Source organism: Streptomyces sp. WZ-12 (assembly GCF_028898845.1).
Taxonomy (GTDB): Bacteria; Actinomycetota; Actinomycetes; order Streptomycetales; family Streptomycetaceae; genus Streptomyces.
In genome coordinates this window covers 6,384,624-6,398,985 of record NZ_CP118574.1, presented here as the reverse complement: position 1 = coordinate 6,398,985, position 14,362 = coordinate 6,384,624, and the positions used below count along the sequence as shown (strand labels likewise).

Genomic DNA, 14,362 nt, shown 5'->3' with positions numbered 1-14,362 from the left:
TCACTTCATGACGGCGCCGGCCCACCCCGCCCACTCGCTGCGCGCGGTGTTCTCACGGATGACGAACGTGCTGATCGCGCTGTGCTGCACGCTCTTCGTGCTCGGCCCCGCCTCCGGCCTGCTGCGGACCTACGGCACCGGCGCCGCCCTGCTCCGCGCCCAGAACGCCTACTTCGCGCACTGGGGCGTGATTCCGCTCGAACTGTGGAGGGGCTCCCCCCAAGCCCTGCTCACCCCGCTCACCGCGCTCTTCGTGCACGGGAGCTGGCTGCACCTGCTCGGCAACGTCCTGTTCCTGTACGTCTTCGGCGGCATGACCGAGACCCGGATGGGCCGGCTCCCCTTCACCGTCTTCTACCTGGCCGTCGGCTACCTCGCCCTGATCGGCTACGCGGCCGCGCACGCGCACTCGGACCAGACCCTGGTCGGCGCCTCCGGCTCGATCTCCGGTGTCCTCGGCGCCTTCCTCTTCCTCTTCCCCCGGGCCCGGGTCACCAGCCTCTTCCCGTTCCTGTTCTTCCTCCCCCTGCGCTTCCCCGCCTGGATCGTGCTGCTCTTCTGGTTCTGCCTCCAGTGGCAGGCCGCCCAGCACGACCCGGCCGGCCCCGGCGTCGCCTACCTCGCCCACGTCGTCGGCTTCGCCCTCGGCTTCCTCTACGCATGGGCCCGCTACGGGCGGGATACTCTGGGGGCCACCAGGGGCAATGGACCGTCGGCCGAGGAAGAGAGCCAGCCGTGATCACGTCGATCGTGCTCATCAAGACCAGCGTGGACCAGATCCCGGAGATCGCCGAGCAGATCGCCGCGCTGGAAGGCGTCAGCGAGGTCTACTCGGTCACCGGCGCCCACGACCTCATCGCGATGGTCCGGGTCGCCCACCACGACGACCTCGCGGACGTCATCCCCGGCCGCATCAGCAAGGTCCCCGGCGTCGCCTCCACCGAGACGCACATCGCGTTCCGCACGTATTCACAACACGACCTTGAGACGGCGTTTTCCATCGGCCTCGACGCGTGACGCTGCGCTGGGCTTGGCTTCCCACGTTGTCGGCCGTCCCGCCGTGGGGGTTGCTGTCTTTGCGCCTGCGGCGCAAGCGCGTTGGTCCGCTGCGCGGGGCTGTCGGGTTGCGGTGACGGGCCGGAGGGGGCGATATGCCAGACTGCTTCGCTTTACGTCTGGCATATCGCCCCCTCCGGCCCGTCACCTCCCGTTGGGTGGGTGGATTTCTCTGGGATGGGGCTGGCCACTGTGGTCCGCTGACGGTCGCCGCCCGGGCGCTCGGGCCACCTGTCCTCTTACGGTCACCACTCAAGCTCACACGTCCTCTGACCGTCACCGCGCAGGCTCATACGTCTTCTTACGGTCACCACCCAGCCTCACGCGTCCCCTCACGGTCACCACTCAAGCTCACGCGTCCTCTGACCGTCACCACCCAGCCTCACGCGTCCCCTCACGGTCACCGCTCAAGCTCATGCGTCCTCTGACGGTCACCACTCAACCCAGCGGCCCGAGTTGACCCACCGACAGGACGTGGCACCCACCGTTTTTCACCCACCCCCAACGGGAGGGGACGGGCCGGAGGGGTGGGTGTGCAGGACGTAAAGCGAAGCAGTCCTGCACACCCACCCCGCAGGCCCGTCACCGCACCCCAACAGCCCCGCGCAGCGGACAACAACCCCACCCGCCCCGCGCAGCGGACACGTCGGCCCGCCCCGCGCAGCGGACCGGCAGCGGACCGCCCCGCGCCGCAAGGCGCAAAGAACAGCAACCCGCGCGGCGGGAGAGCCGACAACGTGGGAAGAAACAACCTGCGCTACGCGCAGGGCACGCAACGGCCGTCCTCCACCCGGTACTTCCACCGTGCGCCGTCGGCGACGAGTTCCCGGACCGCCCGGACGAACCGGGCGATGTGCTCGTCCGGCGTCCCCGCCCCGAAGCTGACGCGGATCGCGTTCAGGGAGCGTTCGCCGGGGGCCGCCTCGGGGGCGCCGCACTCGCCCGGGTCCTGGGGGGCGCTGCCCAGGAGCGTGCGGACCAGGGGGTGCGCGCAGAACAGGCCGTCGCGGACGCCGATCCCGTACTCCGCGGAGAGGGCCGCGGCGAAGTGCGAGCTGTTCCAGCCGTCGACGACGAAGGAGAGGACGCCGACGCGCGGCGCGTCGGCGCCGAAGAGGGAGAGGATCCGGACCTCGGGGACATCGGCCAGGCCCGCCCGGACCTGGGCGATCAGCTCCTGTTCGCGGGCGACGAGGCCGTCGAAACCGGCCTCGGTGAGCGCCCGGCAGGCGGAGGCGATGGCGTAGGCGCCGATGACGTTGGGGGATCCGGCCTCGTGCCGGGCGGCGGTGGTGTGCCACTCGACGTCCACCCCGCCGTCGGCCCGTCGGGCCACCGTGCGGCTGGCGCCGCCGCCGGCCAGGTACGGATCGGCGTCCTGGAGCCAGTCGGCGCGGCCGGCCAACACCCCTGCGCCGAACGGCGCGTACAGCTTGTGGCCGGAGAACGCGACCCAGTCGACGTCGAGTTCGGCGAGGTCCACCGGGTGGTGCGGGGCGAGTTGGGCCGCGTCCAGCACGATCCGGGCGCCGTGGGCGTGCGCGGCGGCCGCCAACTCCCGTACCGGCCACAGCTCCCCGGTCACGTTCGAGGCGCCGGTGACGCACACCAGCGCGGGGCCGTACGGCTCGCGGGCGGCCAGCGCCTGCTCCAGGGCGTCCACCGCCTGCCGCGGGGTGCGCGGCGCGTTGAGGTACGTCACGGCCAGGTCCGCGCGGCGCTCCCAGGGCAGCAGCGAGGCGTGGTGCTCGGTCTCGAAGACGAACACCCGGGTGCCCTGCGGCAGAGCGGCGGCCAGCAGGTTCAGCGAGTCGGTGGTGGAGCGGGTGAAGACGAGCTGGTCGTCGGGGCGGCAGCCGAGGAAGTCGGCGACCGTCTTGCGGCTGTTCTCGAAGAGGTCGGTGGAGAGTTGAGAGAGGTAGCCGGCACCGCGGTGGACGCTGCCGTAGTACGGCGCGTAGCCGGCCACGTCGTCCCAGACCCGCTGGAGCGCGGGGGCGCTGGCGGCGTAGTCCAGCGCGGCGTAACCGGCCTCGCCGCCGGTCACCAGCGGGACGGTGACGTCCCGTCCCAGCACGGGCAGCGGGGCGCAGACGGCGCGGTCGGCGGCAACGGCGGAAACAGACATGGCGAACTCCCGTGAGAGGTAAGCGAGTTCACCGCGGTGGGGGCGTCCTCGGGAGCCCGGGAGGGGCGCGGAGGAACGGCCGGGCACGGCACCGCGGTGTGAAAGGAGAGAAGAGCTGAGGAGCGCGGGAACGGGGCCGACGGCCCTAGCGCATTCGCTGCATCACGGGGGTAGCTCCCTCGGGGACCAGGATCCCTGGCGAGGGATCCGCGCTTGCCGCAGACCTCGCTGCCTGCGGCCTGGTCATCACCCGGGGCACCCCGCCACGGAAGGAGGGTTGCCGGACAGCGGGCCGGGGCCTGTGTCGCTGTCACTCGTGACCTGGGCATGAATCATGCCACACGATCTTCGGGGCGCAAGCCCCGGTCCGCATTCCGGACCGGGACCTGCGTCACATCCGCGGCCGTCAGGCGTTGCTGGCCGCCGCCCAGCGCTCCAGGGTCCGCTTGGCCGCCCCGGAGTCGAGGGACTCGGCGGCCCGGCCGAGGCCGTCCCGGATCCGCTCGGTCAACGGGGCGTCGGACGGCTCCAACGCGGCCAGCGCGGCCGCCGCGTTGAGCAACACCGCCTCCCGCACCGGGCCGGTCTCGCCGTCCAGCAGCCGGCGGGCCACCTCCGCGTTGTACGACGCGTCCGCGCCGCGCAGCGCCGTCACCGGCACCAGGTCGATGCCGACGTCCCGGGGGTCGAACGGCTCCTCGCGGACCGTGCCGTCGCGCACGATCCACACCCGGGAGGTGGCGGTGGTGGTCAGCTCGTCCAGACCGTCGTCGCCGCGGAAGACCAGCGCGGAGGAGCCGCGCTCGGCGAGCACCCCGGCCAGGATCGGCGCCATCTTGGCGTCCGCGACGCCGGTGGCCTGGGCCTTGACCCGGGCGGGGTTGGTCAGCGGGCCCAGCACGTTGAAGGTCGTGCGGATGCCCAACTGGCCGCGGGCGGCCGCCACATGGCGCAGCGCGGGGTGGAACTTGGCCGCGAAGCAGAAGGTGATGCCGGCCTCCTCGGCGACCTCCACGACCCGGCGCGGGCTCAGGTCCAGATTGACGCCCAGCTTCTCCAGCACGTCGGAGGCGCCGCTGGCCGAGGACGCGGCGCGGCTGCCGTGCTTGACGACCTTGGCGCCGGTGCCGGCGACCACGATCGCCGACATGGTGGAGATGTTGACGGTCTTCGCCCCGTCGCCGCCGGTGCCAACGATGTCGACGCTGGGGCCGGGCACGTCGATCAGGCTGGCGTGCGCGTACATCGTCCGCACCAGGCCGGAGATCTCCGCGACCGTCTCGCCCTTGGCCCGCAGCGCGACCGCGAAGCCGGCGATCTGCGCGTCGGTGGCCTGGCCGCGCATGATCCGGTCCATGACCCAGGCGGTGTCGTCCGCGGTGAGGTCGTGGCCGTCGAGGAGGGTGTTCAGCACGACCGGCCAGGAGCGGTCCGCCACGCTGCCGCCGCCCGCCGGGGTCACAACGTTCATGGTCCACGCTCCTGGTTCGTGTCGTGCCTGTGTCGTCACCCTATCGACCTCCGCGGACGCCGAAGGGCCCCGTCCACAGGAATGGACGGGGCCCTCTGGGTGGCGTACTACCAGCGGTGCGCGCGCGGGCGCCCGCGGGGATCAGTGGTGGCCGTGGCCGCTGGTGATCTCCTTGTACTCCTCGACGGTCGGCTTGGCGATGACGTTGTCCTCGCCGTAGTAGCCCTTGGAGAGCTTGGCGCGCAGCTTCTGCGTGCGCTTGAGCTTGCGTCGAACGCCGTTCTCGTCGACCTCCGGACCGAGTTCGAGCGGCTCGGGCTGCTCGTGCTGGGTCAGGAAGTGCAGCTGCTCCTGGTTGAGCGGCTCGTGGACCTCGATGAACTCACCGTGCGGCAGGCGCTTGATGATGCCGGACTCGCGCCCGTGCAGCACCTTGTCCTTGTCGCGGCGCTGAAGGCCCAGGCAGATCCGCTTGGTGGCGATGAAGGCCAGCACCGGCCCGACGAAGAACGCGATCCGGACGAACCAGGTGATCGCGTTGATCGACAGGTGGAAGTGCGTCGCCCACAGGTCGTTGCCGCCACCGATCAGCATCACGAAGTACGCGACGAGCCAGGCCACACCGAAGCCGGTGCGGGTCGGGGTGTTGCGCGGGCGGTCCAGGATGTGGTGCTCGCGCTTGTCGCCGCGGACCCAGGACTCGATGAACGGGTAGACCGCGATGGCGACCAGGACCAACGGGAAGATCAGGATCGGGATCAGCACACCGAAGTTGATGGTGTGGCCCCAGAAGTTCCACTCCCAGCCCGGCATGACACGCACCAGGCCCTCGGCGAAGCCCATGTACCAGTCCGGCTGCGCACCGGTGGACACCTGGTCCGGCCGGTACGGGCCGATGGCCCACACGGGGTTGATGCTGGCGACCGCGGCGATCACCGAGATCACACCGAAGACCAGGAAGAAGAAGCCTCCGGCCTTGGCCATGTAGACCGGCAGCAGCGGCATGCCGACCACGTTGTTGTTGGTCTTGCCGGCACCCGGGAACTGCGTGTGCTTGTGGTAGAAGACCAGGATCAGGTGCGCCACCAGCAGGCCGAGCATGATGCCCGGCAGCAGCAGCACGTGGACCGCGAAGAACCGCGGGATGATGTCGTGCCCGGGGAACTCGCCGCCGAAGATGAACATCTGCAGGTACGAGCCGACCAGCGGCATCGCCAGGATGACGCCCTCGATGAAGCGGACACCGGTGCCGGAGAGCAGGTCGTCCGGGAGCGAGTAACCGGTGAAGCCGGTGAACATGCCCAGGACGAACAGCAGGAAGCCGAACAGCCAGTTGACCTCACGCGGCTTGCGGAACGCGCCGGTGAAGAACACCCGCATCATGTGGACCATCATCGCGGCCAGGAAGACCAGCGCCGCCCAGTGGTGGATCTGCCGGATCAGCAGACCACCGCGCACGTCGAAGCTGATGTTCAGCGTCGACTCGAAGGCCTGGGTCATCTTGATCCCGTGCATCGGCACGTAGGACCCGTGGTAGGTGACCTCGGCCATGCTCGGGTGGAAGAACAGCGTCAGGTAGACACCGGTCAGGATGATGATGATGAAGCTGTAGAGCGCGACCTCACCCAACATGAAGGACCAGTGGTCCGGGAAGATCTTGCGCATGTTGGACTTCGCCAGGCTGTAGATGCCCAGCCGGCCGTCGGCCCAGTCGGCGATCCGCTCGCCCCGCGGCGCCTGGCCACGGCGCGTGGTGGTCGCGGTTGTCTCGTTACTCATCCGCGCTCCCAGAAGCTCGGGCCGACGGGCTCCGCGAAGTCGCTTACGGCTTCGAGATAGCCGTCCTTCACCGTGATGTGCAGCTGCGGCAGGGCGTGACCGGCCGGGCCGAAGATCACGCGACCACCATCAGAGAGGTCGAAGGTCGACTGGTGGCAGGGGCACAGCACGTGGTGCGTCTGCTGCTCGTACAGGGAGATCGGGCAACCCACGTGGGTGCAGATCTTCGAGTACGCCACGATGCCCTCGTGCGACCAGGCCAGTTCCTGCTTGTCCTTGATGTTCTGCGGCTGGATCCGCACGAGCATCAGGGCGTCCTTGGCGATCTTGTTGGCGAAGTCCTCGTCGCTCTCCTCCAGGCCCTGGGGCTTGGCGAACGTGAGGGAGCCGACCGCGATGTCCTCGGGACGCAGCGGGAGGTTGGTCGACTGGTTGACCAGGCGGACGCCCTTCTTCCAGCCGGTGGTCCGCAGCTTCTTCTCGGGCAGCGGGCCGAGGTCACGCAGCAGCACGACGCCGGAGAGCGGCACCAGGGCCATCGCACCGAACATCGTGTTGCGGATCAGCTTGCGCCGACCGAGCTGCGACTCCTTGGCGCCCTCCGCGAAGTCCGCCAGGACCTTCGCCTTGACGTCGGGGGTGGCCTCGATCGGGTGCCGCTCCTGCGCCACCTCCTCGTCCGACATCAGCGTGCGGGCCCAGTGGACCGCGCCGGCGCCGATGCAGAAGAGCGCCACACCCAGCGTCAGGCCGAGCGCGAAGTTCAGCCCGCTGATGTGCCCCAGCGGGAAGATGTAGACGATCTTGTCGATCGGGATGGCCACGTACGACGCGATGAACGCGACGGTGGCGAGCATGGACACCATGAAGAGAAGGGCGACGGTGCGCTCGGAGCGCTTGGCGGCCTGCTCATCGATGTCCTGGACGCGGTGCTCGTGGGGCGGCAGCCCGGGGTCGGCGAAGGGGTTGTCCGCCTTCCCTACCGCGCCCTCGTGAGTCGTCTCCCGCTCACTGGGAAGGTTTTCTTCTGTCTCACTCATGACTTCTTGGCCTTCGTAGTCCGGGCTGCGACCCAGATGGCGACCGCGACACACGCACCCAGCCCGAAGATGTAGCCGAAGAGACCTTCGGTCACCGGGCCCAGACCACCGAGTTCCATACCGCCCGGGGTCGCGGTCTTGTCGCCGTTGACGGCGCCGAGGTACGCGACGATGTCCTTCTTGTTCTGCGGGCTCAGCGTGCCGTCACCGAAGGAGGGCATGTTCTGCGGGCCGGTCTGCATGGCCTCGTAGATGTGCTTCGGGTCCACGCCTTCCAGCGTCGGTGCGAACTTGCCGTTGGTGAGGGCACCGCCCTTACCGGTGAAGTTGTGGCACTGCGCGCAGTTGGTGCGGAACAGCTCGCCGCCCTGGGCGACGTTGGCGCCCTCCGCGCTGTACTGCGACTTGTCGGGCACGGACGGGCCCGGGCCCAGCGACGCGACGTAGGCCGCGAGCTGGTCGATCTGCGCGTTGGTGTAGATGTTCTTCTTTCGCGGCACCTGGGCGCCGGGCTGCTGGGCCGGCATACGGCCGGTGCCCACCTGGAAGTCGACGGCGGCGGCGCCCACGCCGACCAGGCTCGGGCCGTCGGAGCTGCCCTGACCGCCGGTGCCGTGGCAGCTTGCGCAGCCCACGGCGAAGAGCTTCTTGCCCTCCTTGATGGCAAGAGACTGGGCGGTGTCATCGGCTTGAGCCTTGTCCGCCGGCGCGAACGCGGCGTACAGCCCCCCAGTGACCGCCAGCGCGAAGAGTAGGACGACGAGCGCCGCCAGCGGATGGCGCCGTCGTGCGGAGAGCTTTTTCACGGATTACCCCGGTGTCAGGATCTTCTGCGTCGATGCTTTGGCTATGTCTGTCCGATATACGAGTCCTGCCGGACCTGTTACCGGATCAAGTAGATCGTGGCGAAGAGGCCGATCCAGACGACATCGACGAAGTGCCAGTAGTAGGACACGACGATGGCCGCGGTGGCCTGTGTGTGGGTGAACCTCTTGGCCGCGTACGTCCTGCCCAGGACCAGCAGGAAGGCGATCAGACCGCCCGTCACGTGCAGTCCGTGGAAACCGGTGGTCAGGTAGAACACCGAGCCGTACGGGCCGGACGAGAGCGAGAGGCCCTCGTGCTTGACCAGATCGGTGTACTCGAAGACCTGACCGCCGATGAAGATGGCACCCATGATGAAGGTGACCACGAACCACGCGCGCAGCTTCTTGACGTCGCCGCGCTCGGCGGCGAAAACGCCGAGCTGACACGTCAGTGAGCTGAGCACCAGGATCGTGGTGTTGGTCGCGGAGAACGGGAGATTGAGCGCATCGGCGGAATGCTTCCAATACGCCTCGCCCGTTACGGACCGGAGGGTGAAGTACATCGCGAAGAGGGCCGCGAAGAACATCAGCTCGGAACTCAGCCAGATGATGGTTCCGACGCTGGTGAGGTTCGGCCGATTGACCGACGGGTGCGCGTGCCCGGTATCTACTGTCGTTGCTGTCGCCACGACCGACATTATGTCGGTCGCTTATCCCGCCCTCACTCCGGGGGGTGCCGTTCGGTGTGTCAAGGCCCCATGGCCTGCTCGTTCGAGGCGTCCCGACGGTCGCCCGATGGGGGGAAGCCCGCGGCATCGAGCGACCGTCGGCCCCTGGAAAACCCGGTCCTGACGGGGCGTCGGCCATCAACGGGGGCCGTACGGCCTCTCCTATCGGGGCCCCGTCCGGGAGTAGCATCGCGCAACGGTTTGATCCAAAAGCCGTGCCGCTACGTAGATGCCGCGACAAAGGTGGAGGAACGATGCAGGCGACTGCCACGGTGCTGGTCTACAGCGACAACGCCAACACCCGCGAGCAGGTCCGGCTGGCGGCCGGACGGCGCCCGGCCCCCGACGCCCCGCAGATCGAGATCCTGGAGTGCGCGACCGCCCCGGCCGTCCTGGAGGCGCTGGAGCAGGGCGGCATCGACGTCTGCGTGTTGGACGGCGAGACCGCGCCGGCGGGCGGCATGGGCGTCTGCCGGCAGATCAAGGACGAGGTCTTCCAGTGCCCGCCGGTGCTGCTGCTGATCGGTCGCCCGCAGGACGCCTGGTTGGCCACCTGGAGCCGCGCGGACGCCGCGGTGACCCATCCGTTGGACCCGGTGGCGTTCGCCGACGCACTGGCCGGCCTGCTGCGCCGACGGAGCCTCACCCAGGACGTGGTGCCGGCCTGAGGGCCCTGAGCGGTCGCTGAACGGCCCTCAGACCTGCGGACGCAGCCGGGCGTCGGCGGCGGCATTCTGCTCGCGCTCGGCCGTGCCTGTGGTCATGGGGGCCTTGTTCTTGAGCGCGCTGCCGGCCCGCCAGTCCTTCCAGGGCATGTTCCAGTCACCGAAGCCGTTGTCGAACGGCGTCATGGTGTCGCCGCTGCTGTTGACGACCTTGACGACATCGCCGACCCGGACGGTGTTGAAGAACCACTGGGCGTTGCCGGTGGACATGCCGGTGCAGCCGTGGCTGACGTTGGCGGCGCCCTGGGAGCCGACCGACCAGGGGGCGGCGTGCACGTACTCGCCGCTCCAGGTGACCCGGGTCGCCCAGTAGACCGGCAGGTCGTAGGAGTCCGAACTCCCCTCGGCGATACCGACGGTGGCGCTGCGCATCCGCACGAAGCTCTCCTTGCCGAGCACGACCTTGACGCCGTTGCGGGTGGAGAAGCCCGGCTTGCCGGTGGTGACCGGGATGGTGTTGATGACCTTGCCGTTGCGCGTCACCGTCATCTGGTGCGCGCCGGCGTCGGTGACCGCCTCGACCCGGTCACCGGTGGTGAGCCGAACGGGCTTTGCGGGGCCGCCGTAGAGCCCACCGGCGATCTTCAGGCCGTCGAGGTTGCTGTGCACGGCGACGGTGGCGTGGGCCGGCCAGTAGTCCTTGGGGCGGAAGTGCAGCTTCTTGTTGTCCACCCAGTACCAGGCGCCCTCCACACGGGGCGACGAGTCGACCTTCAGGGCGCTCTCGACGATGGCCCGGGCCTTGGGGTCGGTGACCGGCTTGCTGAGCTCGGCGGTGACCGGCTCGCCGACGCCGTACTCCCCGCTCTGCGGGCCGAACTTGACGGTCAGCCGGTCGCCGACTTCCTTGGTGTTGACCACCAGGGTCTTGCGGCCCGGGGTGCCGTCCTCCTCCTCGGTGCTGACCTGCACCGTGTAGCGGGTGCCGGCGGCCAGCGGCACGGTGGTGCGCCAGTGCCGTCCGTCGGCGCTCAGTTCGCCGCGTACGTAGCGGCCGGTGACATCGGTGGCGGTGACGTCCGTGATCCGGGAGTCGTCCCCCTTGAGGGAGACCTCAAGCGGCTTGTCGGGGTCCGCCTTCTGCCTGCCGTCCGTCGGGGTGTTCGCCGATATCTGGTCGGACGCGTCGTAGGGATTGGCCGAGAGGGTATCCGACGACGAGCCACCGCACGCGGTGGTGCTCACCGCGAGGGGCACGAGCAGGAGGCCGCAGCTCAGCACCTTCCGGGTTCGAGGTCTGTGACTCATGCCCCAAACGTAGGAAGAATCCCCCTTGGTGGCGCGCTGGAGGACTGCAAACGGGTCGGGCCCGGACACCTGTTGGGGTGTCCGGGCCCGACCCGTGCGGCGTGTCTGCCACGCTTCTCGCCTGGTGCGTACTACTGGGTGCGGTTCTCGCCGCGGTAGTACTCGAAGACCCAGCCGAAGAGGGCCGCGAGGATCACCGGCAGGGAGAAGTACAGCAGCCAGAAGCCGAAGACCACGCCCAGGAAGGCGAGCGCGCCGCCGATGCCCAGGAAGAGCGGCTGCCAGCTGTGCGGGCTGAAGAAGCCCAGTTCACCGGCGTCGTCGGCGACCTCGGCGTCCTCGTTGTCCTGTGCGCCCGCGTCGACCCGCCGGGCCGTGAAGGCCAGGTAGTAGCCGACCATGATGCACAGGCCGAACGCGAGGAAGAGCGCCGTGGTACCGGCCGGCTCCTTCGACCACACGCCGTAGACGACTGCCATGGCGAGGATGAAGACGCTCAGCCAGATGAACATCTTGCCCTGGATCTTCACTTGCCCGCCTCCTTGCCGCCGGCCAGCGCCTTGTCACCCTCGCGACCGTTGTGCAGCGCGTCGAGCGCCGCGATCTCGGGGTGGTGCAGGTCGAACGCCGGGGATTCGGAGCGAATCCGCGGCAGGGTGAGGAAGTTGTGCCGCGGCGGCGGGCAGGAGGTCGCCCACTCCAGCGAACGGCCGTAGCCCCAGGGGTCGTCCACCTCGATCTTCTCGCCGTACTTCGCGGTCTTCCAGACGTTGTAGAAGAACGGGAGGATCGACATGCCGAGCAGGAACGAGCTGATCGTGGAGATGGTGTTCAGCGTCGTGAAGCCGTCGGCGGCGAGGTAGTCCGCGTAGCGGCGGGGCATGCCCTCGGCGCCCAGCCAGTGCTGGACCAGGAACGTGCCGTGGAAGCCGATGAACAGCGTCCAGAACGTGATCTTGCCGAGGCGCTCGTCGAGCATCTTGCCGGTGAACTTCGGCCACCAGAAGTGGAATCCGGCGAACATCGCGAAGACGACGGTGCCGAAGACCACGTAGTGGAAGTGGGCCACGACGAAGTACGAGTCGGAGATGTGGAAGTCCATCGGGGGCGACGCCAGGATGACGCCGGTCAGACCACCGAAGGTGAAGGTGATCAGGAAGCCGATGGCCCAGAGCATCGGCGTCTCGAAGGAGAGCGAGCCCTTCCACATCGTGCCGATCCAGTTGAAGAACTTCACGCCGGTCGGCACGGCGATGAGGAACGTCATGAAGGAGAAGAACGGGAGCAATACGCCGCCCGTCACGTACATGTGGTGCGCCCACACCGTCACCGAAAGGCCGGCGATGGAAATCGTCGCGGCGATCAGGCCGATGTAACCGAACATCGGCTTCCGGGAGAAGACCGGAATGACCTCGGAAATGATGCCGAAGAACGGTAGGGCGATGATGTACACCTCTGGATGGCCGAAGAACCAGAAGAGGTGTTGCCAGAGCAATGCGCCGCCATTGGCCGCGTCGAATACGTGGGCACCGAATTTGCGGTCCGCCTCCAGGGCGAACAGCGCGGCGGCCAGCACCGGGAAGGCGAGCAGGACCAGCACACCGGTCAGCAGCACGTTCCAGGTGAAGATCGGCATCCGGAACATCGTCATGCCGGGGGCGCGCATGCAGATGATGGTGGTGATGAAGTTGACCGAGCCGAGGATCGTGCCGAAGCCGGAGAAGGCCAGACCCATGATCCACATGTCGGCGCCGACGCCCGGCGAACGCACCGCGTCCGAGAGCGGCGAGTAGGCGAACCAGCCGAAGTCCGCGGCGCCCTGCGGGGTGAGGAAGCCGGCGACCGCGATGAGCGAGCCGAAGAGGTAGAGCCAGTAGGCGAACATGTTCAGCCGCGGGAAGGCGACGTCGGGCGCGCCGATCTGCAGCGGCATGATCCAGTTCGCGAAGCCGGCGAACAGCGGCGTCGCGAACATCAGCAGCATGATCGTGCCGTGCATCGTGAACGCCTGGTTGAACTGCTCGTTCGACATGATCTGCGTGCCCGGGCGGGCCAGTTCGGCGCGCATGAGGAGCGCCATCAGGCCGCCGATGCAGAAGAACGCGAACGACGTGACCAGGTACATCGTGCCGATGGTCTTGTGGTCAGTGGTCGTGAGCCACTTGACGGCAGCGATACCGGGTTGCTTCTTGCGTACGGGTGGTGCTGCCGGAGCCGATTCGGCGGCGGCACCCTGAGGTTCGTTGAGGATGCTCACTGGTTCTTGGTCTCCGCATTCCTGGCGTGGTCAGTCTGCTTGATACCCGCCGGCAGGTACCCGGTCTGACCCTTCGCCGCCAGGTCCTTCAGGTGCTGCCGGTACTTGGCAGGCGAAACGACCTTGACGTTGAAGAGCATCCGGGAGTGGTCGACGCCGCAGAGCTCCGCACACTTACCCATGAAGGTGCCCTCCTTGTTGGGAGTCACCTCGAAGACGTTGGTGTGGCCCGGGATGACGTCCTGCTTCATCAGGAACGGCACCACCCAGAAGGAGTGGATGACGTCGCGCGAGGTCAGCACGAACTGGACGGTCTCGCCCTTCGGCAGCCACAGCGTCGGACCGGGGTTGCCGGTCTGCGGGTTGCGGGTGGCCGGCGTGCCGTAGTCGTAGACGCCCTCCGCACCCTGCGGCGCGGACTTCTTCCACTTGTCCGGAATCGCGGCGAGCTCAGGAGAGTTGATGTTCGTGGTCGACTTGTTGCCGTCCACGTTCTCCAGGTAGTTGAACGCCCAGCTCCACTGGAAGCCCACGACGTTGATGACGTGGTCCGGCTTCTTGGAGGTCTTGAGGAGCGCGCTCTCATCGCGGGCGGTGAAGTAGAACAGCACCGCGATGATGATGAACGGGACGATCGTGTACAACGCCTCGATCGGCATGTTGTACCGCGTCTGAGCGGGGACCTCCACCTTGGTCCGGCTACGGCGGTGGAAGATCACGCTCCAGATGATCAGGCCCCACACCAGCACGCCCGTTGCGAGGGCGGCGGCCCAGGAGCCCTGCCAAAGAGAGAGGATCCGCGGCGCCTCGTCGGTGACGGGCGTTGGCATGCCGAGGCGGGGGAAGTCCTTGTATGTGCAACCGGTCGCGGTTGCCAGGACCAGGCCCGCAGCAAGCACCTGCGGCAGCTTCCGCCGCATCGGGCGCCGCGACGAGCGGTCGGAGCCGTTGGGACTCACGTAGCGCCTTCCCGAGAGTCTCGCCCGAGCGGTCGGCTGCGGCCTTACTCGCTGGTCGGTCGCCGCCCTGCTTCGGGCAGGGGTTTGGATGTTTATGCGGACCAAACCCTACTGGACGCTATTTGGGGTCGCGCGGGGAGGGTGCCCAACGCGCCGCGCGGCGCC

The 14,362-nt window shown here is 68.3% G+C and carries 13 protein-coding genes and 1 riboswitch; of the genes, 3 read left to right on the top strand and 10 right to left on the bottom strand.

The annotated features are described in order from the left end of the window. Positions 1-7 precede the first annotated feature (7 nt). Together PV796_RS27650 and PV796_RS27645 are read left to right on the top strand one after the other, a co-directional pair. On the top strand, positions 8-739 hold the full coding sequence (locus PV796_RS27650) for a rhomboid family intramembrane serine protease (RefSeq protein ID WP_376565913.1): 732 nt from the start codon (positions 8-10) through the stop codon (positions 737-739). Then, positions 736-1,017: an Lrp/AsnC family transcriptional regulator gene (locus PV796_RS27645; RefSeq protein WP_274916102.1), complete on the top strand. Its 282-nt coding sequence runs from the start codon at positions 736-738 to the stop codon at positions 1,015-1,017. Before PV796_RS27650 ends, PV796_RS27645 begins: the two co-directional genes overlap by 4 nt. 796 nt (positions 1,018-1,813) lie before the next feature. Here the strand turns inward: PV796_RS27645 and PV796_RS27640 are convergent. The 6 genes from PV796_RS27640 to ctaE form a co-directional block, all read right to left on the bottom strand. Next, positions 1,814-3,184, bottom strand: a complete 1,371-nt coding sequence (locus tag PV796_RS27640) for an aminotransferase class V-fold PLP-dependent enzyme (RefSeq protein WP_274916101.1) — start codon at positions 3,182-3,184, stop codon at positions 1,814-1,816. A gap of 204 nt (positions 3,185-3,388) precedes the next feature. After that, positions 3,389-3,506, bottom strand: a riboswitch (SAM riboswitch). A gap of 84 nt (positions 3,507-3,590) precedes the next feature. Continuing rightward, entirely contained in the window at positions 3,591-4,655 is a 1,065-nt protein-coding gene (trpD, locus tag PV796_RS27635; RefSeq protein ID WP_274916100.1) for an anthranilate phosphoribosyltransferase, read from the bottom strand. A 141-nt stretch (positions 4,656-4,796) separates the two neighbouring features. After that, entirely contained in the window at positions 4,797-6,434 is a 1,638-nt protein-coding gene (gene qcrB, locus PV796_RS27630) for a cytochrome bc1 complex cytochrome b subunit (RefSeq protein WP_274916099.1), read from the bottom strand. Then, the gene (gene qcrA / locus PV796_RS27625; protein WP_274916098.1) at positions 6,431-7,474 is read right to left on the bottom strand and encodes a cytochrome bc1 complex Rieske iron-sulfur subunit; all 1,044 of its coding nucleotides are present in this window, start codon (positions 7,472-7,474) and stop codon (positions 6,431-6,433) included. Before qcrA ends, qcrB begins: the two co-directional genes overlap by 4 nt. Beyond that, positions 7,471-8,280 carry a cytochrome bc1 complex diheme cytochrome c subunit gene (gene qcrC / locus PV796_RS27620; RefSeq protein WP_274916097.1) on the bottom strand — a complete coding sequence of 270 codons (810 nt, stop codon included), beginning with the start codon at positions 8,278-8,280 and terminating at the stop codon, positions 7,471-7,473. The genes qcrA and qcrC overlap by 4 nt, the downstream gene beginning before the upstream one ends. 77 nt (positions 8,281-8,357) lie before the next feature. After that, the gene (gene ctaE / locus PV796_RS27615) at positions 8,358-8,978 is read right to left on the bottom strand and encodes an aa3-type cytochrome oxidase subunit III (protein WP_274916096.1); all 621 of its coding nucleotides are present in this window, start codon (positions 8,976-8,978) and stop codon (positions 8,358-8,360) included. A 284-nt stretch (positions 8,979-9,262) separates the two neighbouring features. On the opposite strand from ctaE, the gene PV796_RS27610 reads away from it, so the two are divergent. After that, positions 9,263-9,676, top strand: coding sequence for a hypothetical protein (locus tag PV796_RS27610; protein ID WP_274916095.1), 414 nt, complete (start codon positions 9,263-9,265; stop codon positions 9,674-9,676). 27 nt (positions 9,677-9,703) lie between these two features. Here the strand turns inward: PV796_RS27610 and PV796_RS27605 are convergent, their stop codons facing one another. The 4 genes from PV796_RS27605 to ctaC all read right to left on the bottom strand — a co-directional run bounded on the left by PV796_RS27605 (position 9,704) and on the right by ctaC (position 14,197). Further along, on the bottom strand, positions 9,704-10,981 hold the full coding sequence (locus PV796_RS27605) for a L,D-transpeptidase (protein ID WP_274916094.1): 1,278 nt from the start codon (positions 10,979-10,981) through the stop codon (positions 9,704-9,706). Positions 10,982-11,112: 131 nt separating this feature from the next. Further along, complete coding sequence (locus tag PV796_RS27600) at positions 11,113-11,511, bottom strand: cytochrome c oxidase subunit 4 (RefSeq protein WP_274916093.1); 399 nt, start codon at positions 11,509-11,511, stop codon at positions 11,113-11,115. Then, a complete protein-coding gene (ctaD, locus tag PV796_RS27595) occupies positions 11,508-13,238 on the bottom strand; it encodes an aa3-type cytochrome oxidase subunit I (RefSeq protein ID WP_274916092.1) in 1,731 nt (576 codons plus the stop codon). Before ctaD ends, PV796_RS27600 begins: the two co-directional genes overlap by 4 nt. Beyond that, complete coding sequence (gene ctaC / locus PV796_RS27590; protein WP_274916091.1) at positions 13,235-14,197, bottom strand: aa3-type cytochrome oxidase subunit II; 963 nt, start codon at positions 14,195-14,197, stop codon at positions 13,235-13,237. Before ctaC ends, ctaD begins: the two co-directional genes overlap by 4 nt. Between the last annotated feature and the right edge of the window lie 165 nt (positions 14,198-14,362).